Annotated in this window: 19 protein-coding genes and 1 pseudogene; 11 read left to right on the forward strand and 9 right to left on the reverse strand. The window is 72.0% G+C overall.

The window, feature by feature from the left end:
• Window positions 1–16 precede the first annotated feature (16 nt).
• A pseudogene (locus OG711_RS30395) lies at window positions 17–1,054 on the forward strand (zinc-dependent alcohol dehydrogenase family protein); the annotation flags it as partial.
• 43 nt (window positions 1,055–1,097) lie between these two features.
• Here OG711_RS30395 and OG711_RS30400 read toward each other — a convergent pair.
• The 3 genes from OG711_RS30400 to OG711_RS30410 form a co-directional block, all read right to left on the reverse strand.
• Window positions 1,098–2,180 (reverse strand): CopD family protein, encoded by a 1,083-nt coding sequence (locus OG711_RS30400; protein ID WP_405675042.1) that lies wholly within the window; start codon window positions 2,178–2,180, stop codon window positions 1,098–1,100.
• Window positions 2,181–2,816: 636 nt separating this feature from the next.
• Window positions 2,817–4,355, reverse strand: a complete 1,539-nt coding sequence (locus tag OG711_RS30405; RefSeq protein WP_329561703.1) for a S8 family serine peptidase — start codon at window positions 4,353–4,355, stop codon at window positions 2,817–2,819.
• A gap of 214 nt (window positions 4,356–4,569) precedes the next feature.
• Window positions 4,570–6,120, reverse strand: coding sequence for a S8 family serine peptidase (locus OG711_RS30410; RefSeq protein WP_266513889.1), 1,551 nt, complete (start codon window positions 6,118–6,120; stop codon window positions 4,570–4,572).
• A gap of 585 nt (window positions 6,121–6,705) precedes the next feature.
• On the opposite strand from OG711_RS30410, the gene OG711_RS30415 reads away from it, so the two are divergent.
• The 3 genes from OG711_RS30415 (at window position 6,706) to moaA (ending at window position 10,036) form a co-directional block, all read left to right on the forward strand.
• Complete coding sequence (locus OG711_RS30415; protein ID WP_073790629.1) at window positions 6,706–7,074, forward strand: DUF485 domain-containing protein; 369 nt, start codon at window positions 6,706–6,708, stop codon at window positions 7,072–7,074.
• Window positions 7,071–8,708: a solute symporter family protein gene (locus tag OG711_RS30420; RefSeq protein WP_107499300.1), complete on the forward strand. Its 1,638-nt coding sequence runs from the start codon at window positions 7,071–7,073 to the stop codon at window positions 8,706–8,708. The genes OG711_RS30415 and OG711_RS30420 overlap by 4 nt, the downstream gene beginning before the upstream one ends.
• Before the next feature lie 236 nt (window positions 8,709–8,944).
• The gene (moaA, locus tag OG711_RS30425; RefSeq protein ID WP_405674199.1) at window positions 8,945–10,036 is read left to right on the forward strand and encodes a GTP 3',8-cyclase MoaA; all 1,092 of its coding nucleotides are present in this window, start codon (window positions 8,945–8,947) and stop codon (window positions 10,034–10,036) included.
• Window positions 10,037–10,066: 30 nt separating this feature from the next.
• On the opposite strand, the gene OG711_RS30430 is transcribed toward moaA, so the two are convergent.
• The gene (locus OG711_RS30430) at window positions 10,067–10,330 is read right to left on the reverse strand and encodes a hypothetical protein (protein ID WP_266518035.1); all 264 of its coding nucleotides are present in this window, start codon (window positions 10,328–10,330) and stop codon (window positions 10,067–10,069) included.
• A 311-nt stretch (window positions 10,331–10,641) separates the two neighbouring features.
• A complete protein-coding gene (locus OG711_RS30435) occupies window positions 10,642–11,040 on the reverse strand; it encodes a DUF3099 domain-containing protein (RefSeq protein ID WP_073790625.1) in 399 nt (132 codons plus the stop codon).
• Window positions 11,041–11,266: 226 nt separating this feature from the next.
• Here OG711_RS30435 and OG711_RS30440 point away from each other — a divergent pair, with 226 nt between their 5' ends.
• On the forward strand, window positions 11,267–11,548 hold the full coding sequence (locus OG711_RS30440) for a GlsB/YeaQ/YmgE family stress response membrane protein (RefSeq protein ID WP_073790623.1): 282 nt from the start codon (window positions 11,267–11,269) through the stop codon (window positions 11,546–11,548).
• A gap of 86 nt (window positions 11,549–11,634) precedes the next feature.
• Here OG711_RS30440 and tyrS read toward each other — a convergent pair whose 3' ends face one another.
• The 3 genes from tyrS to OG711_RS30455 all read right to left on the reverse strand — a co-directional run bounded on the left by tyrS (window position 11,635) and on the right by OG711_RS30455 (window position 15,947).
• Complete coding sequence (gene tyrS / locus OG711_RS30445; protein WP_329561707.1) at window positions 11,635–12,939, reverse strand: tyrosine--tRNA ligase; 1,305 nt, start codon at window positions 12,937–12,939, stop codon at window positions 11,635–11,637.
• A gap of 81 nt (window positions 12,940–13,020) precedes the next feature.
• Complete coding sequence (locus OG711_RS30450) at window positions 13,021–14,427, reverse strand: metallopeptidase TldD-related protein (RefSeq protein ID WP_266513876.1); 1,407 nt, start codon at window positions 14,425–14,427, stop codon at window positions 13,021–13,023.
• Entirely contained in the window at window positions 14,424–15,947 is a 1,524-nt protein-coding gene (locus tag OG711_RS30455; protein ID WP_266513873.1) for a TldD/PmbA family protein, read from the reverse strand. Before OG711_RS30455 ends, OG711_RS30450 begins: the two co-directional genes overlap by 4 nt.
• A gap of 326 nt (window positions 15,948–16,273) precedes the next feature.
• On the opposite strand from OG711_RS30455, the gene fabG reads away from it, so the two are divergent.
• The 3 genes from fabG to OG711_RS30470 all read left to right on the forward strand — a co-directional run bounded on the left by fabG (window position 16,274) and on the right by OG711_RS30470 (window position 18,366).
• Window positions 16,274–16,990, forward strand: a complete 717-nt coding sequence (gene fabG, locus OG711_RS30460) for a 3-oxoacyl-[acyl-carrier-protein] reductase (protein ID WP_073790616.1) — start codon at window positions 16,274–16,276, stop codon at window positions 16,988–16,990.
• 5 nt (window positions 16,991–16,995) lie between these two features.
• Entirely contained in the window at window positions 16,996–17,763 is a 768-nt protein-coding gene (gene fabI, locus OG711_RS30465) for an enoyl-ACP reductase FabI (protein WP_073790614.1), read from the forward strand.
• Window positions 17,764–17,997: 234 nt separating this feature from the next.
• On the forward strand, window positions 17,998–18,366 hold the full coding sequence (locus OG711_RS30470; protein WP_073790612.1) for a hypothetical protein: 369 nt from the start codon (window positions 17,998–18,000) through the stop codon (window positions 18,364–18,366).
• Between the two features lie 31 nt (window positions 18,367–18,397).
• Here OG711_RS30470 and OG711_RS30475 read toward each other — a convergent pair whose 3' ends face one another.
• Entirely contained in the window at window positions 18,398–19,111 is a 714-nt protein-coding gene (locus OG711_RS30475) for a FadR/GntR family transcriptional regulator (RefSeq protein WP_073790610.1), read from the reverse strand.
• A gap of 78 nt (window positions 19,112–19,189) precedes the next feature.
• Between OG711_RS30475 and OG711_RS30480 the strand changes: the two genes are divergently transcribed.
• The 3 genes from OG711_RS30480 to OG711_RS30490 all read left to right on the forward strand — a co-directional run bounded on the left by OG711_RS30480 (window position 19,190) and on the right by OG711_RS30490 (window position 21,174).
• Entirely contained in the window at window positions 19,190–20,587 is a 1,398-nt protein-coding gene (locus OG711_RS30480; protein WP_329561710.1) for a CynX/NimT family MFS transporter, read from the forward strand.
• A gap of 70 nt (window positions 20,588–20,657) precedes the next feature.
• Window positions 20,658–20,774 (forward strand): SGM_5486 family transporter-associated protein, encoded by a 117-nt coding sequence (locus OG711_RS30485; RefSeq protein ID WP_099279381.1) that lies wholly within the window; start codon window positions 20,658–20,660, stop codon window positions 20,772–20,774.
• 190 nt (window positions 20,775–20,964) lie between these two features.
• Window positions 20,965–21,174 (forward strand): hypothetical protein, encoded by a 210-nt coding sequence (locus tag OG711_RS30490; RefSeq protein WP_073790606.1) that lies wholly within the window; start codon window positions 20,965–20,967, stop codon window positions 21,172–21,174.
• The last annotated feature ends 44 nt before the right edge of the window (window positions 21,175–21,218 follow it).

The raw sequence follows: 21,218 nt of genomic DNA on the forward strand, positions 1-21,218 counted from the left end.
CGCACCGGGAAGGCCCATGCGCGCGACGACGATCCACGGCACCCGTGACATCCGGGTGGAGGACGTGCCCGCGCCCCGGGTGCAGTTCGCCACCGACGCCGTCGTACGGGTCACCCGCGCGTGTGTCTGCGGCAGCGACCTGTGGGCCTACCGGGGCGAGACCGAGCGGCGGCCGGGGCAGCGGATCGGGCACGAGTTCCTCGGCGTGGTCGAGGACACCGGCTCCGAGGTGACCCGGGTGCGCGGCGGTGACCTGGTCGTCGCCCCCTTCGCCTGGTCGGACGGGGTGTGCGAGTACTGCCGCGAGGGGCTCACGTCCTCCTGCGCGCACGGCGGCGCCTGGGGCCGCCCCGGCTACGACGGCGGCCAGGGCGAGGCCGTACGGGTGCCCTACGCCGACGGCACCCTCGTACCGCTGCCCGCCGAAGCGGCCACCGACGACCGTCTGCTGGCCGCGTTGGTCACCCTGTCCGACGTGCTCGGCACCGGACATCACGCGGCCCTCGGCGCGCGCGTGGGACCCCGGACGACGGTCGCCGTGGTCGGGGACGGCCCGGTCGGCCTGTGCGCCGTCCTGGCCGCCCGCAGGCTCGGCGCCGAGCGGATCATCACCCTCGGACGCCATCACCCGCGCACCGCGCTGGCCCGCCGCTTCGGTGCCACCGACATCGTCCCCGAACGCGGCGAGGAGGCCGTCGACGCGGTCCGTGAACTCACCCACGGCCAGGGCGCCCACGCCGTCGTCGAGGCCGTCGGCACCGAGCAGTCCATGCGGACAGCCGTCGCCATCGCCCGGGACGGCGGCGCCGTCGGCTTCGTCGGCGTCCCGCACGGCAGCGGCACCGGGATCGACCTCACCGTCCTGTTCCGGCGGAACATCGCCCTGCGCGGCGGCGTCGCGCCGGTCCGGACGTACATCCCCGAACTGCTGCCCGACGTGCTCGACGGCACTCTCGACCCGTCGCCCCTCTTCGATCTGACGATCGGCCTGGAGCAGGTGCCCGACGGCTACCGCGCGATGGACGAACGCACCGCCCTCAAGGTCCTCATCACCTTCGGGGACCGCGACGGCACAGGTCCGCGCGGCAGCGGCCCGCTCACCACCACAGAGCGCCCCATCTGATCGGCACCGGCAACGCCGTCAGCAACGCCGACACAGCCACCACCAGCCCCAGCAGCGCGACCTCCACGCGCGCGGGGACGAACGCGTGCAGCGCGTCGGCCGCCTGCCTCGACCGCCGCCCCCGCCGCCGGTCGCGCCGCCGCAGGCGCTGCCGCGCGGCCAGGGCCAGCGCGGCGACAGCCACCATCAGCAGCACCTTGGCGAGCAGCACGCGCCCGTAGGACGTCGTCCGCAACTGTTCGAAGAGGGTGTCCGGCGGCATCCGGCGCAAGGTGCTGACCAGCCCGGTCGCCGTCACACCCGCGATCAGCAGCGCCGCCACGCGCGCGTAGAGCGCCAGCAGCGCGGCACCCGCGTGCGGCGCGGACACCCGCCACCGCCAGCCGGCGCGCACCGCGTACAGCAGGCCGCCCGCCCACAGCGAGGCGCACAGCAGATGCACCAGTGTCAGTCCGGCCCCGACCATCGGCCGCAGCTCCGTGACGGGGTGCGCGCGCAGCGCCTCGGCCACCACGACGGCGGCCAGCGGCAGTGCCTGGACCACCGGCCGGCGTGAGCGCGCGAGCAGTCCGGCGGCGACGAACGCGTTCACCTCTATCAGGGCCAGCGCGCCGTCCCTGCTCTGGTAGAGGCCCCCGATGTCCATGTCGGACAGCTTCGAGGGGACCAGGTTCCCGGTGGCCACCACCGACGCCAGCCCCAGCGCCGCGACCGTCCCCGCCCATGCCGCGTATCCCGACCACGCCCTTGGTACGTCCTCCGGCGCCTGAGGCACCCGGCGGGTCAGCCATCCACCGAGCACCTCACCGGCCTGGACGGCGAGTGCCGCGAACATGACCGTCCGCAGCAGGCCGATCCCGGCGGTTCCTGGGGCCGGGTCCTCGCCGGTGCCGCTCAGGGCCGCGGACGGCCCCAGCAGGGGGATCAGGGCGGCGAGCAGCAGCAGGACGAGGACGGCGGCGGTGCGGCTGACCTGGGCGGTCGGCCGTGGGGCTTGCGTCGGCCGGGCGACCGGCGTCGGCTCGGGGCCGGGCGTGGGCGGCGGTATCGCGGGTATCGCGGGCTCGCCGTCCGCCCGGGAGTCGGAGAACAGGGACATCACACCGAATCTTCGCCATCCAGCCGTGAGTGGGGCAAGTCCCGGTGCGCGGGTCGCCTTCGCTTGCGCTTCCCAGGTCCGTCCGGCTGGACGTACTCCGTTCCTGTGCCGTCGCTCGGTGGTTTCGCGCAGTTCCCCGCGCCCCTGGATGCTGCCCCGGTCCGTTGCCCTTCGGGTGCGGGTGCGCCCTCGTCTTTTGCGCAGTTCCCCGCGCCCCTTTGGGGCGCGTCCTGTCGGTTCTTCGGGTCGGTGCCGGTCGGGATTCTCCGTCCTCGCTCCAACGCGCTCTGCGGGCAGAGATTCCCGCCCACCCCCTCCCGCAGCCGAGCGACTGCGGGAGGAGAGGGGTGCCCCCAAAGGGGCGCGGGGAACTGCGCACCCCCGTCAGTACCCGCACAGGAACAGGTACGTCCAGGTGTGGAACCCCAGGGGCGCGGGGAACTGCGCACCCACGAGCGACGGCACAGGAACAAGTGCGCCCGGCACAGCGAACCTCAGAAGCGCGAGCGAAGGCGACCCGCACAGGGGCAGGTGGGCTCAGGGGCGGAGACCCGAAGGCAGGTCTCCGGGCACCCCGGGGAACACGGGGGACCGTTACTTGCGGACTGCGTCGAGTGCGTCGGCGATGCCCGCCCCGTAGAACCCGTTGCGGTTCTTGCCGCCCTCGCACACCGCGTCGATCTTCCCGTCGCCGTTGATGTCGTACGGGTCGGTGCACGGTGTCGCGTCGGCGCCCCGGTACAGCAGTTCCTTGACCCGCGCGGCGGAAGCCCGCGGATGCGTGGACTTGATGAGCGCCGCGACGCCCGCGACATGCGGTGACGCCATCGACGTACCGGCCATGTAACCCCAGCGCCCGCCCGGCAGCGTGCCGAGGATCAGACCGCTGGTGGCGGGCGGCTCCGGCCGCTGGTACGCGGTCGAGTCGCCGCCGGGCGCGGCGATGTCGACGACGCCCTTGCCGTAGTTGGAGAACGACGACTTGATGCCCTTCGCGCCGGTGGACGCGGTCGTGACGACACCGGGGAGCTGGGTCGGGATGTCGAGACACTCCGACGGGTCGATCACCCGGGTGCCCGGGGTGGTGTCGTTGGGGCTGGACGGGTCGGTGAGCTCGTCCGCGGCGAGGTCGAAGTTCTCGTTGCCCGCGGCGGCGACGTTCACCGTGCCCTTGCGCTCGGCGTACAGCGAGGCCCGGGTTATCGCCTCGACCAGCGCCTTCTGGTCCGGGTCGTCGGCGCAGTTGAAGTACCAGGGGTCGGTGTAGTAGCTGTTGTTGGTGACGTCGACGTCGTTCTCGGCGGCCCACATGAAGCCGCAGACGACGGCCTCCGTGTAGAAGAAGCCCGCGGTGGTCGACACCTTGATGCCGGAGACCTTCACGCCCGGCGCGACCCCGGTCATGCCGATGCCGTTCTTGGCCGCGGCTATCTCACCGGCGACATGGGTGCCGTGCGGGCTCTCGGCCGCGCTGGGCCGCCACGCGCCGTCGGTGGTGTCGGGCGCGCCGGAGACGCAGTTGACGGACGCCTCGCGGTCGAAGTTCGGGGCGATGTCCGGGTGGGTGTCGTCGACCCCGGTGTCGATGACGGCGACCGTGACGTCGCGGCTGCCCAGGGTCCGCTCGTGGGCCTTGTCGGCCTTGATGGCGGGCAGGTCCCACTGGAGGGGCTGGAGCGGGTCCTGGGCGGGGGCCGCGGCCTCGGTCGCGGCCCGCACCTGCTCGGCGGTGAGGGTCTTGGGCGCGCCGAGGTCACCGGTGGCCTGCGCGGGCAGCGGCGCCGTACGGGTGGCGCCCGCCGACTCGACCCCGCGTATCTTGCGCAGCTTCTTCGCGAAGTCCGGGTCGGCGGAGTGCGCGACGATCACCCCGATCCGGTCGTACGCCGCGACGACCGAGCCACCGGCGGCGGCGATGGCCTTCTTGACGGAGGAGGAGGCGTACTTGTGCCGCAGGTTGACGACATAGCTGAGGTTGGCGCCCTGGACGGTGGCGGCGCTGAACGCGGTGGCCCGGGCCTCGGTGTCGGCCGCGGTGGCGGTGTTCGGCAGGAAGGCGAGGGAGGAGGCGACGACGGCCATGCCGAGCGGGATGGTGACGGTACGCCGCGTGCGTGACGGACGAGCGCTCATGTGATCTCCAGTTCGTCGGACCGGCGCGCGGGCGCCGGGTGGGAGTAACGATCTGAGGGAGTGCGGTGCGCGGGCGCGCGCGGGCGCCCACGGGTGCGCGCTGTGCGCGGCCCGGCGCGGGAAGCCGGGAACCCAGGGGCCGGGCCGGGGACCTGCGAAGGGGCCGGGTGACCGCCGCGCGGACAGCGCGGCGGTCACCCGGCCCCGGGGACGGTCAGTCGACGGCGTCGAGGGCGTCCACGACGCCGTGGCCGTAGAAGCCGTTGGTGTTCTTGCCGCCCTCGCAGGTGGAGTCCACGACCCCGTTGCCGTCCGGGTCGTACGGCGTGGTCGGGCAGCCCGGGTTGTCGGCCTGCGCCTTGAGCAGCGCCTGGAGCACGGCGGGCGGGGCCCACGGGTGCTTCGACTTCAGCAGCGCGGCGACCCCGGCCGCGTGCGGCGCGGCCATCGACGTGCCCTGGAGGTACGCGTAGCGGCCCTCCGGCATGGTCGACAGGATGCGGCCGTTCTTCGACGGGGTGTCGGGGATCTGGTACTTGTCGCCACCGGGCGCGGCGACGTCCACGACGCCCTTGCCGTACGAGGAGTAGTACGACTTGATGCCCTGGTTCCCGGTCGCGCTGACCGTCACGACACCCGGCAGCTGGGTCGGGAGGTCGAAGCACTCGCTCGGGTCGATGGTGCGGTCCACCGGTGTCGAGTCGTCAGGACTGGAGTCGTCCAGGATCGCGTCGGAGGCGAGGTCGTGGTTGGAGTTGCCCGCCGATGCCAGGTGCAGGGTGCCCTTGCGCTGGGCGTAGAGCTGGGCACGGTTGACTGCGTCCACGATGGCCCGCTGGTCCGGGTCGTCCATGCAGTTGTACAGCCACGGGTCCACGTAGTAGCTGTTGTTGGTGATCTCCACCCCGCGGTCGGCGGCGAAGACGAAGGCGCACACGACGCTCTCCGGGTAGAACAGCTCGCTGACCGGGTCGGCCACCTTGATGCCCGCGACCTTCACCCCGGGCGCCACGCCCGCGACACCGACACCGTTGCGCGCGGCGGCGATCTCACCGGCGACATGGGTGCCGTGGTAGTGCTCGGGGGTCTGCGGACGCCAGGCGCCCGGCGAGGTGTCGGGCTTGCCGCCGACACAGTTCGCGGACTGCTCCGCGGAGAAGTTGGGCGCGAGGTCCGGGTGGGTGTCGTCGACGCCCGTGTCGATGACCGCGACGGTGACCTTGGAGCTGCCGGGGTTGATCTTCGCCGCCTTGTCGGCGCCGATGGCCCGCAGGTCCCACTGGTCGGCCTCCAGCGGTTCCGTCGCGGGAGCGCTCTCGCGTGCGGCCGGGGCGCTCTGGGCAGCGGCGGCGGCAGCGGCCTTCGACAGGTACTGCGGGCCGCCCTCCTGGGTGGTCCCGGCGGCGCTCAGCGGCGCGGTGCGGGTGGCGCCGGCGGAGTTCACCCCGCGCACCTCGCGCAGTTGCTTCGCGAAGTCGGGGTTGGCCGAGTGGGCGACGATCACGCCGATCTGGCGGTACGCGATCACGACCGTCCCGTCGGCCTCGGCGACGGCCCGGGTCACCGCGTCGACCGTGCGCCGGTCGGTCCTGGTGTTGACGACGTACGCCAGCTTCGGGCCGGTCGGGGCGGACGCGGTCGTGCCGGCCTTCGCGTCGGCCGGGGTGGCGGTCGCGGTACCCGGCAGGAAGCCGAGCGAGGCGACCAGCGCCAGACCGATCGGCACCGTCAGGGCCGACCGGCGTCTGGAGCGCAGCGGAACCATGGGATCTCCACATCATCCGGAAACGGAACAGCCCGAACACAAGGGTTGGTGCTCGGGCAGGTACATGACGTATGGCTCAGGGTGAAGCTATCCCCAGCCGTCCCCGGCCTTCAATGATTTCCGGAAGAAATGCTGAACGTGCCGTTCTATGCGCGTCCAGTTGGGCGGCTCGTCCCGATCCCGTCCCCGCCCGGCAGCCCGTCGGCGGACCCGGCCGGGACCGGAACGCCGCACCGCCGACGGCGGACGGCCGCCGATCGATCGGCTCCGGACCGCTTCCTCGGGGCGGGCGGCGGCGTTGGGCAAGCGGTACGAGAGCACCCACCCCCCTGTCGGATCACGCGCGATGGGCCTAACATCCATGCGACCTGCGTGATCCACATCACTGTGAGGTCACCACCCGTCATGTCCTTTCCCTCCCAGCCGTCCTCCCCCCTCGGTCACGCACCGGTTCCGACGGCACCGGTGATGTCCCCCGCCGCGGACGACCCCTCCGAAGCGACCGCGGCGGCCACCACGACCGCATCGAGTCCCACATCAGGGTCACACCCCACATCCATCGCATCCGCACCGCGAGGAGACTCCGTGGCAACCGACGCACCACCCCCGCCCGGCGACGAACCCGCCCGCCGGGCCGATCTGCCGCCGACCGAGGAGTTCATCGAGGTCCAGCGCAGCGCGGAGTTCGCCGAACTGCGCCACTCGTACCGCTCGTTCGCGTTCCCGCTGACCGTGGCCTTCATCGCCTGGTACCTGCTGTACGTGCTGCTCTCCAGCTACGCGGGCGCGTTCATGGGCACCAGGCTGTTCGGCAACATCAACGTCGCCCTGGTCCTGGGCCTCGCGCAGTTCCTGACGACGTTCCTCATCGCCTGGTGGTACTCCCGCCACGCGGCGGCGAAGCTCGACCCCAAGGCCAAGGCCATCAAGGACCGGATGGAGGGCCGCGCATGAGCGCCGAGGCAGCAGCGCTGGCACCGGCCGTCCTCGCCGCCTCCGAGGCGAGCGAGCACCGGCCGCTGATCATCTCCCTGTTCGCGGCCTTCGTCGTCGCGACCCTGTTCATCACGGTGTGGGCCGGACGCCAGACCAAGGACGCCGCCGACTTCTACGCGGGCGGACGCCAGTTCACCGGCTTCCAGAACGGACTCGCCGTCTCCGGCGACTACATGTCCGCCGCCTCGTTCCTCGGCATCGCGGGCGCCATCGCCCTCTTCGGGTACGACGGGTTCCTGTACTCCATCGGCTTCCTGGTCGCCTGGCTCGTCGCCCTGCTCCTGGTCGCCGAACCCCTGCGCAACTCCGGCCGCTACACCATGGGCGACGTCCTCGCCTACCGGATGCGCCAGCGCCCGGTGCGCACCGCGGCCGGTACGTCCACCATCGTCGTGTCCATCTTCTATCTGCTCGCGCAGATGGCCGGTGCCGGAGTCCTCGTCTCCCTGCTGCTCGGCATCACCAGCGACAGCGGGAAGGTCCTCATCGTCGCCCTCGTCGGCGTCCTGATGATCCTCTACGTCACCATCGGCGGGATGAAGGGCACCACCTGGGTCCAGATGGTCAAGGCCGTCCTCCTCATCGGCGGCACCCTGCTCATCACCTTCCTGGTGCTGCTCAAGTTCGACTTCAACATCTCCGACCTGCTCGGCAGCGCCGCCGAGAACAGCGGCCAAGGCGCCGCCTTCCTGGAGCCGGGCCTGAAGTACGGCGCCACGGCCACCTCGAAGATCGACTTCATCTCGCTGGGGATCGCCCTCGTCCTCGGCACCGCCGGACTGCCGCACATCCTCATCCGCTTCTACACCGTGCCCACCGCCAAGGCCGCCCGGAAGTCCGTGAACTGGGCCATCGGCATCATCGGCGGGTTCTACCTGATGACCATCGCCCTCGGCTTCGGCGCGGCGGCGCTCATCTCACCCGAGGAGATCGTCGCCTCCAACAAGGCGGGCAACACCGCGGCACCGCTGCTCGCCCTGCACATCGGCGGTGTCGACTCGACCTGGGGCGCGATCCTGCTGGCCACCATCTCGGCCGTCGCGTTCGCCACGATCCTCGCGGTCGTCGCCGGACTCACCCTCGCCTCGTCGTCGTCCTTCGCCCATGACATCTACGCCAACGTCATCAAGAAGGGCCGGGCCACCGAGAAACAGGAGGTACGGGCCGCGCGCTGGGCCACCGTCGCCATCGGTGTCGTCTCCATCGGCCTCGGCGCCCTCGCCCGTGACCTCAATGTCGCCGGGCTCGTCGCCCTCGCGTTCGCCGTCGCGGCCTCCGCGAACCTCCCGACGATCCTCTACAGCCTCTTCTGGAAACGGTTCACCACCCGGGGCGCCCTCTGGTCGATCTACGGCGGACTGACCACCGCGGTCGTCCTGGTGCTGTTCTCGCCGGTCGTCTCCGGCAAGGCCACCTCGATGTTCCCGGACGCCGACTTCCACTGGTTCCCGCTGGAGAACCCCGGGATCATCTCCATCCCCGTCGGCTTCCTCCTCGGCTGGCTCGGCACCCTCCTGTCGAAGGAGCCCGCCGACCAGGGCAAGTACGCCGAACTGGAGGTCCGCTCGCTCACCGGCACCGGAGCCCACTGACCCCGCCGAGGGGCCCGTCCCGCCCGGCCGTGCCGCACCCGTGTCCGCCTCCCGCGGACCGGTACGGCACGGCCGGGCCGCGTCCGGGACACCGGACTCCTGGTGTTGTCGGTGGTCTCACGTACGCTCGGAGGTGACGGGAACCACGCGAGGCACCGGACGGACCCGCGAGAGGGAACCCGCGAAGGACCGAAGGAACCGCACGCACACGAGGACACCGGGGGAGGGGACCGCACATGCTGATCGACACCTATGCGCGGGTCGCCACCGACCTGCGCGTATCGCTGACGGACCGCTGCAATCTCCGCTGCACCTACTGCATGCCCGAAGAGGGCCTGAAGTGGCTGGCCAGACCCGACCTCCTCACCGACGACGAGATCGTCCGGCTGGTCCGCATAGCCGTCACCCGGCTCGGCGTCACCGAGGTCCGCTTCACCGGCGGCGAACCCCTGCTGCGCCCCGGACTCGTCGGCATAGTGGACCGGGTCGCCCGGCTCACGCCGCGCCCCCGGATCTCCCTCACCACCAACGGCATCGGCCTCGCCCGCACCGCCGCCGCGCTCAAGGCGGCCGGTCTCGACCGGGTCAATGTCTCCCTCGACACCCTGCGCCCCGATGTCTTCAAGACCCTCACCCGGCGCGACCGCCACCAGGACGTCCTCGCCGGACTGGACGCCGCGCACCGCGCGGGCCTCACCCCCGTCAAGATCAACACCGTGCTGATGCGCGGACTCAACGACGACGAGGCGCCCGAGCTGCTCGCCTGGGCCATCGAGCGGGACTACGAGCTGCGGTTCATCGAGCAGATGCCGCTCGACGCCCAGCACGGCTGGAAGCGGGACGGGATGATCACCGCGGGCGACATCCTCGCCTCGCTGCGCACCCGTTTCACCCTGGACGCGGAGGAGTCGGCGGTCCGGGGTTCCGCGCCCGCGGAGCGCTGGACCGTGGACGGCGGGCCGTACCGCGTGGGGGTGATCGGCTCGGTCACCCGTCCGTTCTGCGCGGCGTGCGACCGTACCCGGCTGACCGCCGACGGACAGGTCCGCAACTGCCTCTTCGCCCGCGAGGAGACCGACCTGCGGGCAGCCCTGCGGACCGCTCCCCGCACGGACGGCAGCGCTCCGGACGGGACCGGCACCACCTCGGACGAAGGCGCCATCGACACGGGCGGGGCCATTACCGACGCGGACGGGACCGGCGCCGGTTCGGACGACGAGATCGTCCGGCTCTGGAAGCTGGCCATGTGGGGCAAGAAGGCGGGCTCCGGTCTGGACGACCCGGCCTTTCTGCAACCCCAGCGTCCGATGTCGGCCATCGGCGGCTGAGCCGCCGCCCGCGCGGAGCGGTCCGCCGGATCAGCTCTCCGGCTCCGCCGGCCCCGTCGGCCCGTCCCACTCCGCGAGGGTCACCACATCCTTGAGGAACCCCCGCACCCCGAGGAACTGCGACAGATGCTCGCGGTGCTCGTCGCACGCGAGCCAGGTCTTGCGCCGCTCCGGCACATGGATCTTCGGGTTGTTCCAGGCGAGCACCCACACCGCGTCCGCCCGGCACCCCTTGGCGGAGCACACCGGAGGACCGGGGACGGGGTCCGGGGACGAACCGGGGAGGCCGGGCAGACCGGAGAGCGGCGGAAGGAAGTTCACGCCCCCCACAGTAGGCGGCCCGGCCCGCACCCCTCCGGGACACCCCCCGCCCGATCGCCGCGAGGATGGCCGGATCCCGGTCGGCGGGGCGCCCATGAAGGGGCCGCGGAAGGCGGGGAAAAGGCGACGCCGAGCAGCCACGGGGGGAGCTGCCCGGCGTCGGTCACATAGCTCCGACGGGGGATGCGGAGCGCGTACGCAGTATGTCACGCGTCACCCGTCGGCCGGGACCGGATCGGCATGATTGATCTGAGCCGCCCTTGAGGTCCCAGGGACGACTCCGGTCAGTCCGACCCGTCCCGGACACCGCCCGCGGGCGGGCCCCCGGCCTCCCCGGAAGGAGCCCCGCCGGGCGCGGCCGGGGATTCCGCAGGGGCCTGCGCGGCGGCCTTCGGAAGCACGGGCCGGGCGGGCGCGGGGACGAATGTCGAGGGCAGCGAAGGGGCGTTCTCGCGCCCCGCGTTGGCGATCACCACGGAGATATAGGGGAGCACCATGCCGAGGACCAGCGCCACGATCGCCACATGGCGTTGCACGTTCCACAGGGACGCCCCGGCGACGAACGAGACCGTGCGGACCGACATCGAGATCATGTAACGCCGCTGTCTGCGGCGCACGTCCTCGGTCAGCCCCTGCCGCGCCCCCGTGATCCGGAAGACCTCGCCGCTGTTCTGCTTCCGCATCCCGTTCCACCACCGCCCTGGTCCGTCGGACACCACCGGTCCGGCCCGCCCCTCACGGTACGCCCCGGCCCGGGTTCCCACGAGGCCGGGTCGGGCCCCGCGAGGCGGGGCCCGGGTCCCCCGTCACGCGTATGGCCGCGGCCGGCATGCGGCGTACGGGACCCGGCCCGAGACTGAGGGAACTGCTCGCGACGAATCACGCGTCGCGCCAGATCAGGAGGCACCCATGGGCTGGTTGTGGGCGATCATCGTCGGTTTCGTGCTCGGTCTGATCGCCAAGGCGATCCTGCCGGGCAAGCAGCACAGCCCTCTCTGGCTGACGACGATCTTCGGCATCATCGGCGCGGTGGTCGGCAACTCGCTGGCCTCTGCCTTCGGTATCGCCGAGACCAAGGGCATCGACTGGGGCAGACACGCGCTCCAGATCGTCGCCGCCATCATCATCGTCGGACTCGGCGACATGCTCTACATGGCGTTGTGGGGCAACAAGAAGAAACAGACGACCTGACGTACGGCACGCCTGCCGTACGTGAGAGGGGTGGCCCCGCGGTCCTCGACCGCGGGGCCACCCCTCCTTGTCGTGCGTCGTACGGCTCAGCCGCCCGTGACATCCGCCCCGGGGCCGCCGGCCGCCTCGTCCGTGACCTCGATCGCGGCGAGGTTGCGCTTGCCGCGGCGCAGCACCAGCCACCGCCCGTGCAGCAGCTCCGAGGGGTCCGGGACGGCGTCCTCGGCGGTGACCTTGACGTTGTTCACGTAGGCGCCGCCCTCCTTGACGGTGCGCCGCGCGGCCGACTTGCTCGCCACCAGACCCACCTCGGCGAACAGGTCCACCACCGGACCCAGCTCGGTGACCCTGGCGTGCGGCACCTCGGACAGGGCCGCCGTCAGTGTCGCCGGGTCCAGGCCGGCGAGCTCGCCCTGGCCGAACAGCGCCTTCGACGCGGCGGTCACGGCGGCGCACTGGTCGGCGCCGTGCACCAGCGTGGTCAGCTCCTCCGCCAGCGCGCGCTGGGCCGCGCGCGCCTGCGGACGCTCCTCGGTGGCCCGCTCCAGCTCCTCGATCTCCTCGCGGGAACGGAAGCTGAAGATCCGCAGGAACTTGGCCACGTCCCGGTCGTCCGCGTTCAGCCAGAACTGGAAAAAGGCGTACGGCGTGGTCATCGTGGGGTCCAGCCAGATGGTGCCGGACTCCGTCTTGCCGAACTTGGTGCCGTCGGCCTTGGTGATCAGCGGGGTGCCCAGCGCGTGGACCTGCGCACCCGGCTCGACCCGGTGGATCAGGTCGGTGCCGGAGGTGAGGTTGCCCCACTGGTCGCTGCCACCGGTCTGGAGCGTGCACCCGTACCGCCGGTACAGCTCCAGGTAGTCCATGCCCTGGAGGAGCTGGTAGCTGAACTCGGTGTAGCTGATGCCCGCGTCGGAGTTGAGCCGCCGTGCGACGGCCTCCTTGGCGATCATCTTGTTGACCCGGAAGTGCTTGCCCACGTCCCGCAGGAACTCGATGGCCGACATGCCCTGGGTCCAGTCCAGGTTGTTGACCATGACGGCGGCGTTCGGGCCGTCGAAGTCCAGCAGCGGCTCGATCTGCCCGCGCAGCCGCTCCACCCACGCGGCGACGACCTCGGGCGCGTTCAGGGTGCGCTCCGAGTTCGGCTTCGGGTCACCGATCAGCCCGGTGGCCCCGCCGACCAGGCCCAGCGGACGGTTTCCCGCCCGCTGCATACGGCGCATGGTGAGGATCTGCACGAGGTTGCCGAGATGCAGGCTGGGCGCGGTCGGGTCGAAGCCGCAATAGAAGGTGACAGGACCGTCCGCGAACGCTTTGCGCAAGGCGTCCTCGTCAGTGGACAGGGCGATCAGCCCGCGCCACTTCAGTTCGTCGACGATGTCCGTCACGGTTCTCTTGTCTCCTCGCAGCGTGTGGGGTGGGCGGCGGCACATACCCGGGCGCCCCGCCGGTCAGTCTAGCTTCGGGGGTCAGACCCCCTGGCTCACCGAGCTCATGTTGAAGTCCGGCACGCGCAGCGCGGGCATCGCCGCCCGAGTGAACCAATCGCTCCATTCCCTGGGCAACGTCTTTTCGGTCCGTCCGGCCTCGACGGCCCGCCCCAGCAGATTCACCGGCGACTCGTTGAAGCGGAAGTTGTTGACCTCCCCGACGACCTCGCCGTCCTCCACCAGGTACACGCCGTCCCGGGTCAGCCCGGTCAGCAGCAGCGTCGCCGGATCGACCTCGCGGATGTACCACAGGCAGGTCAGCAGCAGGCCCCGGCCGGTCGAGGCGACCATCTCGTCCAGCGAGCGGTCCGCACCGCCGTCCAGGATCAGGTTCCCGATCGCCGGGGCGACCGGCAGCCCGGTCAGCTCCGCGCTGTGCCGGGTGGTCACCAGCCGGGACAGCGACCCCTCGCTGATCCAGTCGGTCGCCGTGAGCGGCAGCCCGTTGTCGAACACCGACGAGTCACCGCCGGAGGAGTGGGCCAGCACGAACGGCGCCGTCTCCAGCCCCGGCTCATGGGGGTCGCTGCGCAGCGTCAGCGGCAGTCCGGCCAGCTTCTCGCCCACCCTGGTGCCGCCGCCCGGCGTCGAGAACACCGTGCGCCCCTCGGCCGCGTCCCGGCCCGCCGCCGACCAGTACTGGTAGATCAGCAGATCGGCCACGGCGGTGGGCGGCAGCAGCGTCTCGTAGCGGCCCGCGGGCAGCGCGATCCGCCGCTTCGCCCAGCCGAGACGCCGCGCCAGGTCGGTGTCCGTCTCCCGCGGGTCCACATCGGTGAAGTCCCGGGTCGACCGGCCCGCCCACGCCGACCGGGTACGGTCCGGCGACTTGGCGTTCAGCTCCAGCGTCCCCATCGGCTGGTCGTGCCGCAGCCGCAGCCCCGTCGAGGTGCCGAGATAGCTCGACACCTGCTCGTGGTTGGCGAAACCGTACAGTTCCCGGCCGCCCGCGCGGGCCGTAGCGAAGGCCTCACCGAGCGCCGGGGCGAAGTCCGCGAACACCGCGGACGAGGTCTCGTGCGGGGCGTCCGTGAAGCCGGGGGAGTGCGCCGGCCCCGACACCAGCGGCTGCGCGTCCTCGGCCGCGCCCCCGGCGCTCCGCGCGGCCTCCTCGGCGGCCCGCACCAGCGGCTCCAGATCGGCGGCGGTGACCGCCGACCGGGACACCACCCCGGACGCCGTGCCCCGCGCCCCGTCCACCGTCGCGATCACGGTGAGGGTGCGGCCCCGGGTGACCCCGTTGGTGGTCAGGGCGTTGCCCGCCCACCGCAGGTTCGCGGTGGAGTGCTCGTCCGCGATGACGACACAGCCGTCCGCCCGGGACAGCTCCAGCGCCCGCTCCACCAGCTCGTGCGGCTTCCCCAGCCGCCCCTTGCGCCCGCTCATCGCCCTGCCTCCTGCGTGGTGTTGAGGATGTTCACACCGCGGAAGAGCGCGGAGGGGCAGCCGTGGGAGACCGCCGCGACCTGGCCCGGCTGGGCCTTGCCGCAGTTGAAGGCGCCACCGAGGACATAGGTCTGGGGGCCGCCTACCGCGGTCATCGAGCCCCAGAAGTCGGTGGTCGTCGCCTGGTACGCCACATCGCGCAGCTGCCCGGCGAGCCTGCCGTTCTCGATACGGAAGAAGCGCTGCCCGGTGAACTGGAAGTTGTACCGCTGCATGTCGATCGACCAGGACCGGTCCCCGACCACGTAGATGCCCCGCTCCACCCCGCCGATCAGGTCCTCCGTCGACATGCCCGCCGGGTCCGGCCGCAGCGACACGTTCGCCATCCGCTGCACCGGGACATGCCCGGGGGAGTCGGCGTACGCGCAGCCGTTGGACCGCTTGAAACCGGTCAGCCGGGCGATCCGGCGGTCCAGCTGGTAGCCCACCAGGGTGCCGCCCTTGACCAGGTCCCAGGACTGCGCGGCCACGCCCTCGTCGTCGTAGCCGATCGTCGCCAGCCCGTGCTCGGCGGTGCGGTCACCGGTCACGTTCATGATCTCGGAGCCGTACCGCAGCTTGCCCAGCCGGTCGAACGTCGCGAAGGACGTGCCCGCGTACGCCGCCTCGTAGCCGAGCGCCCGGTCCAGCTCGGTGGCGTGCCCGATCGACTCATGGATCGTCAGCCACAGGTTCGACGGGTCGACGACCAGGTCGTACAGCCCGGCCTCGACGCTCGGCGCGAGCATCTTCTCGGCGAGCAGCTCGGGGATGGTCTCCAGCTCACCCGCCCAGTCCCAGTGGTCCCCGGTCAGATACTCCCAGCCCCGTCCGGCCGGGGGCGCCAGCGTCCGCATCGAGTCGAACTCGCCCGTCGACTCGTCCACCGCGACCGCCGTGAACTCCGGATGCAGCCGGACCCGCTGCTGGGTGGTGACCGTGCCCGCCGTGTCCGCGTAGAACTTGTTCTCGTGGACGGTGGTCAGGGCCGCGTCCACATGGCTCACCCCCTTCGCGGCCAGCAGCTTCGCGCTCCACTCGGCGAGCAGCCCCGCCTTCTGTTCGTCCGGCACCGCGAACGGGTCCACCTCGTACGCCGACACCCATGTCCGGTCGGCGTGCACCGGCTCCCCGGCCAGCTCCACCCGCTCGTCCGACCCGGCCGCCTCGATGACCCGCGCCGACAGCTTCGCCATCGCCACCGCCTGGGAGGCCACCCTGGCCGCCGCGTCCATCGTCAGGTCCACCCCCGACGCGAACCCCCAGGTACCGCCGTGCACGACCCGGACCGCGTAGCCCAGGTCCGTGGTGTCCGAGGACCCCGACGGCTTGGCGTCCCGCAGCCGCCAGGACGCGCTGCGCACCCGCTCCAGCCGGAAGTCCGCGTGCTCGGCCCCCAGCGAGCGGGCCCGCGCGAGCGCCGCGTCGGCGAGTGCCCGCAAGGGCAGCGCCGTGAAGGCTTCGTCGATCGAATGTGGCACGGAGGATCTCCCGAGGGGCGTGAGGGTGTGGTGCGGGCGGACGGCCGGAGCACTCCGCGGGACGGACGGGACGGGCCGCCGTCCCCGCCGACCGGCCCGCCCCGATCATGTCCGACGGGGGTCCCGAAGGCCACCTCCTGGCGGGTACCGGACGGTGCCGTTCTGTAGGGTCCCGACAGCGGGCCCTCCCCGTCGCTGTCGGTGGCCGATTCTCTCCGTGCGGGACGGTACCGATAGGTTTTCGAAGGGTCGGTCACCAGGACCCGCCGCCACCGGCGGCGGCCGGGACCACCGCGTCAGCAGACCGCTATCGAAAGGGTGATCCGTTGAGCCGCTCGGTTCTCGTCACCGGAGGAAACCGGGGCATCGGCCTCGCCATCGCCCGCGCGTTCGCCGAGGCCGGCGACAAGGTCGCGATCACATACCGCTCGGGTGACCCCGAGGCCCTCACGGCCCAGGGCTTCCTCGCCGTCAAGTGCGACATCACCGACACCGAGCAGGTGGAGCGGGCGTACAAGGAGATCGAGGCCGAGCACGGCCCGGTCGAGGTGCTGATCGCCAACGCCGGGGTCACCAAGGACCAGCTCCTGATGCGGATGTCCGAGGAGGACTTCACCTCCGTCCTCGACACCAACCTCACCGGCACGTTCCGGGTCGTGAAGCGTGCCAACCGGGCGATGCTGCGCGCCAAGAAGGGCCGTGTCGTCCTGATCTCCTCCGTCGTCGGGCTGATGGGCTCCGCGGGGCAGGCCAACTACGCCGCCTCCAAGGCCGGCCTCGTCGGCTTCGCGCGCTCCCTCGCGCGGGAGCTCGGCTCCCGCAACATCACCTTCAACGTCGTCGCGCCCGGCTTCGTCGACACCGACATGACGCAGGTGCTCAGCGAGGAGCAGCGCGCGGGCATCGTCAAGCAGGTGCCGCTCGGCCGTTACGCGCGGCCCGAGGAGATCGCCGCCACGGTGCGGTTCCTCGCGTCGGACGACGCCTCGTACATCACTGGAGCCGTCATCCCGGTTGACGGCGGACTGGGAATGGGTCACTGATCAGCATGAGCGGAATCCTCGACGGCAAGCGCGTCCTCATCACCGGGGTGCTGCTGGAGTCGTCCATCGCCTTCCACACCGCGCGTATCGCGCAGGAGCAGGGCGCCGAGATCATCCTCACGGCCTTCCCGCGCCCCACCCTCACCGAGCGCATCGCGAAGAAGCTCCCCAAGCCGACCAAGGTCATCGAGCTCGACGTCACCAACGACGAGCACCTGGGGCGCCTCGCGGACGTGGTCGGCCAGGAGCTGGGCGGGCTCGACGGGGTCGTGCACTCCGTCGGCTTCGCCCCCCAGGACGCCCTCGGCGGCAACTTCCTCAACACCCCCTTCGAGTCCGTCGCCACCGCCATGCACGTGTCGGCGTTCTCGCTGAAGTCGCTGACCATGGCGTGCCTGCCGCTGATGCGCGACGGCGGCTCCGTCGTCGGTCTGACCTTCGACGCGCAGTACGCCTGGCCGCAGTACGACTGGATGGGCCCCGCCAAGGCGGCCCTGGAGGCCACCAGCCGCTACATGGCCCGTGAACTGGGCAAGCAGCAGATCCGCTGCAACCTCGTCTCGGCCGGTCCGATCGGTTCGATGGCCGCCAAGTCCATCCCCGGCTTCGAGGACCTGGCGAAGGTGTGGGACAGCCGCTCCCCGCTGGAGTGGGACCTGAAGGACCCGGAGCCCGCGGGCAAGGGCGTCGTCGCCCTGCTGTCCGACTGGTTCCCGAAGACCACCGGCGAGATCATCCACGTCGACGGCGGGCTGCACGCCATCGGCGCCTGAACCACCCGGCCGGCCCCTCGCCCGGCCCTCCGGTGTCACCGACGACGCCCCGTTCCCGCACCGCCCGGGGACGGGGCGTCGCCCGTTCGGGTCAGCAGCGCAGGCGGACGGGGGGCCGAACGGGGCAGGCTGGAACACGCGTTCCCGTGTCCCGCCCAAGACGCGGTGCTTCCCTTGTGGTGCAGCCGCGGCACACCTCACCGTGCGTCGCCGTACAGCCGAGGAGGTTCCCTTGTGCGCTTGTCACATGGATTCGTCCCGCTGCTCGCCGTACTCATCTTCCTGACCTCGCTGCCCGCGGGCGCCGTCCCGGGCGGGATCGACCCCGATCCCGGGCCCGAACGGTCCACCCGCGCCGAGGGCGACTTCGGCCGGTCCGGCGCCGAGTGCCGTACCAGTGTCGAGGGCGCCGAGGCCGTCACGTACTGCCACAACCCCTACCCGGCCGTCTACCGGGTCAGCCTGCACATCGAGTGCGTCCAGTGGTGGGACATCGACGTCGACGGCAGCCCCGTCGAGGTGGGTCCGGCCGGGACGGTACGGCTCACGGGCCGCTGCTGGGAGGGCATCGCGTCGGTGTGGGTCACCGAGCAGCGGGTCTGACGGACGGACCGGCCGGTCGTAGCCGTGCCGATCAGCGTGCCGACCGCCCCGTGCCGGGTGCCGGGGCCGTGCCGTGGGTGCGATGCCAGCACTTCAGGGCGTACGCGGCGGCCTCGGCGGCGGCCGTCTCCTGGTCACCGGCCCGCACGGCGTCCACCAGCCGCGCGTGGTCCATATGGGCGTCCGGCGTCAGCTCCGCGCCCACACCCTCCCGCAGCCGGTCGCGCAGCACCTCGCCGAGGTCGGCGTACATCGCCGTCAGCACATCGTTGTGGGACGCGGCGACGACCGCCAGATGAAAGGTCGCGTCGGCGGTCACGAACCGCTCCGTGTCCCCGGAACCCCAGGCCTCCTCACGACGCGCCAGCAGCGCGTCGAGCTGCCCGAGGTCACGCTCCGTACGGCGCTGCGCGGCCAGCCGCGCCGCGCTGGACTCCAGCGTGGAGCGCAGCTCGGCGATGTGCAGGGGGTCGGCGTCCGCGAACCTGCGCTGCATCACCCCGGCCAGCTCGCTGGTCGCCACCACATACGTACCGGAGCCCTGCCGGATGTCCAGCAGACCGTTGTGCGCGAGCGCCCGGACGGCCTCCCGGACGGTGTTCCGCGCCACACCGAGCTGCTCGACCAGCTCCGGCTCGGTCGGGATACGGGAGCCGACCGACCACTCACCCGAGGTGATCTGCGCCCGCAAGGCCGCGATGACCTGCTCGGACAGGGCCGATCGTCTGGGATGGCTGAGCGGCATACGGCGTCGGTCCTTCGCTCGGTGATGTGAGGCAGGCAACGGAACGACCAATCATCCCATGATTCTATGATGGGTGTCATGCAGAGCGAGGACATCCCCACGAGCAGCTCCACGGCCGGTTCCGTGACCGCCCCGACCACCGGGACGCGTCCGCGGTCCGCCGGGACACCCGTCGCCCCGCGCCCCGGCGCCTCCCCGGCCCCGGGCGGCGAACTGCTCGTCCCCACCGGTCCGGACCCGCGCACGGGCCAGGCTCCCGCCGCACGGCGCTGGACCGTCCGGCTGATGATCATCGGCATCGTCCTCGCCGCGCTGAACCTCCGCCCCGCCATCACCAGCCTCGGCGCCCTCCTCGAAGAGGTACGGGTGGGCCTCGGTATGAGCGGCAGCCTCGCCGGACTCCTCACCTCCGTCCCGCCCCTGTGCTTCGCCGTGTTCGGGATCATGGCCCCGCGCCTCGCCCGCCGCTTCGGGCCCGCCGCCGTGGTCTGCGCGGGCATGGCCGCGGTCGCACTCGGGGTCGCGATCCGCCCCTTCCTGGGCGGCACCGCCGGATTCCTGGCCGCCAGCGCCCTCGCGCTGATGGGCATCGCGGTCAGCAACGTCCTCATGCCGGTGATCGTCAAGCGCTGGTTCCCCGACCGGGTCGGCTCCATGACCGGCCTCTACTCCATGGCGCTGTCGCTGGGCACCGCGGGCGCCGCCGCCGTGACCGTCCCCCTGACCGACGCGCTCGGCGGCAGCTGGCGCACCGGACTCGCCCTGTGGGGCGCGCTCGCCGTGGCGGCCGTCGTGCCCTGGCTGCCGCTGGTCCGCGAGCGGGGCCGTACGGGGGAGCCCCGTACCGGACGGACGGCCGCCGCCGCGCCCGCGTCGGACGGGCTGCGGATCACCCGCAGCCGCACCGCCTGGGCCCTCGCCGGATTCTTCGGCCTCCAGGCCACCGCCGCGTACATCACCATGGGCTGGATGCCGCAGATCTTCCGCGACGCGGGCGTCCCCGCCGGTACGGCCGGGCTGCTGCTCGCGGTCACCATGGCCATGGGCGTACCGCTCGCGTTCGTCATCCCCCGGATCGCCACCCGACTGCCCCACCAGGGCCCGATCGTCGCCGTACTGGGCGTCTGCGGGCTCGCCGGATACGCCGGGCTGTACCTCGCCCCCGCCTCCGGCGCCTGGGCCTGGGCCCTCCTCCTCGGGATCGCCAACTGCGCCTTCCCGCTCGCCCTGACCATGGTCGGGATGCGGGCCCGCACCGCCGCCGGAGTGGTCAAGCTGTCGGCGTTCGCGCAGAGCGCGGGATATCTGCTGTCGATCCCCGGTCCGCTGCTCGTCGGTGTGCTCTACCAGCACAGCGGTGGCTGGGGGCTGCCGATCGCCCTGATGGCGGGCCTGATGATCCCCCAGATCACGATGGGTGTGCTCGCCGGACGCAACCGCACGGTCGAGTCCGAGCTGGCGGCGGCCAAGGGCTGACCCTCTCCTGGGGAGTCGCGGGGGCGACCCCCGGAGGGAGCCCGCGCCGGTCCGGTGCGAGACTGGGCCCATGCCTGTTCTCGACCCGAACCCCCAGAACGGCCAGAAGAAGCTGGTGCTCGTCTTCAGCGCCATGCTGGCCATCACCGTAGTCATCGGCGTCATCGCCACGATCGCGTCCCCCTGACCCGGAACCCCGGCCGCCCCGGCCCCCGGGATCTGCCCGGGGGTGGGGGTAGCCCCCCTGTCCCCTAGGGGGCCAGGGTCAGGGTCAAGTGGGTGGATCTCCGGATGGGTTGAGCACGCCGCGCTCCGTACTGTCGAACCATGGCCGCGGACCTGCGGCCGACCGACCGTCGAGGATCCACGGAGGCGTCATGCCGGTCCGACCGTACGCCCGGACATCCAGCCCCGTGTCCACGCCCCGCGCCGGGATCCGGCTGCCCTGGTGGGCCCTGCTGCTGCCCGCCGCCGCCTTCGTGATCCTCCTCGGGCTGATCCTCAACCCCGCCGAGGCCCAGGCCGCGACCGCCGAGCCGGGCGCCACCCAGCTGCTGGAGCGCGTCAGGGACCTGCTGGCCCGATAGCCCTCGTGGCACCCCCGGAAACCGTGGGGAACGGCTGGTCAACT

It is taken from the genome of Streptomyces uncialis (assembly GCF_036250755.1).
In the GTDB taxonomy this organism is placed as follows: Bacteria; Actinomycetota; Actinomycetes; order Streptomycetales; family Streptomycetaceae; genus Streptomyces; species Streptomyces uncialis.

What these genes read in the sequence shown, in the direction of transcription:
- OG711_RS30485 (WP_099279381.1), top strand. Translation starts at nt 20,658, where the DNA reads ATGCCTGTTCTCGACCCGAACCCCCAGAACGGCCAGAAGAAGCTGGTG.
- OG711_RS30450 (WP_266513876.1), bottom strand. Translation starts at nt 14,427, where the DNA reads ATGAGCGGGCGCAAGGGGCGGCTGGGGAAGCCGCACGAGCTGGTGGAG.
- OG711_RS30420 (WP_107499300.1), top strand. Translation starts at nt 7,071, where the DNA reads ATGAGCGCCGAGGCAGCAGCGCTGGCACCGGCCGTCCTCGCCGCCTCC.
- OG711_RS30475 (WP_073790610.1), bottom strand. Translation starts at nt 19,111, where the DNA reads ATGCCGCTCAGCCATCCCAGACGATCGGCCCTGTCCGAGCAGGTCATC.
- fabI (WP_073790614.1), top strand. Translation starts at nt 16,996, where the DNA reads ATGAGCGGAATCCTCGACGGCAAGCGCGTCCTCATCACCGGGGTGCTG.
- OG711_RS30490 (WP_073790606.1), top strand. Translation starts at nt 20,965, where the DNA reads ATGCCGGTCCGACCGTACGCCCGGACATCCAGCCCCGTGTCCACGCCC.
- OG711_RS30480 (WP_329561710.1), top strand. Translation starts at nt 19,190, where the DNA reads ATGCAGAGCGAGGACATCCCCACGAGCAGCTCCACGGCCGGTTCCGTG.
- OG711_RS30435 (WP_073790625.1), bottom strand. Translation starts at nt 11,040, where the DNA reads ATGCGGAAGCAGAACAGCGGCGAGGTCTTCCGGATCACGGGGGCGCGG.
- OG711_RS30440 (WP_073790623.1), top strand. Translation starts at nt 11,267, where the DNA reads ATGGGCTGGTTGTGGGCGATCATCGTCGGTTTCGTGCTCGGTCTGATC.
- moaA (WP_405674199.1), top strand. Translation starts at nt 8,945, where the DNA reads ATGCTGATCGACACCTATGCGCGGGTCGCCACCGACCTGCGCGTATCG.
- OG711_RS30405 (WP_329561703.1), bottom strand. Translation starts at nt 4,355, where the DNA reads ATGAGCGCTCGTCCGTCACGCACGCGGCGTACCGTCACCATCCCGCTC.
- OG711_RS30410 (WP_266513889.1), bottom strand. Translation starts at nt 6,120, where the DNA reads ATGGTTCCGCTGCGCTCCAGACGCCGGTCGGCCCTGACGGTGCCGATC.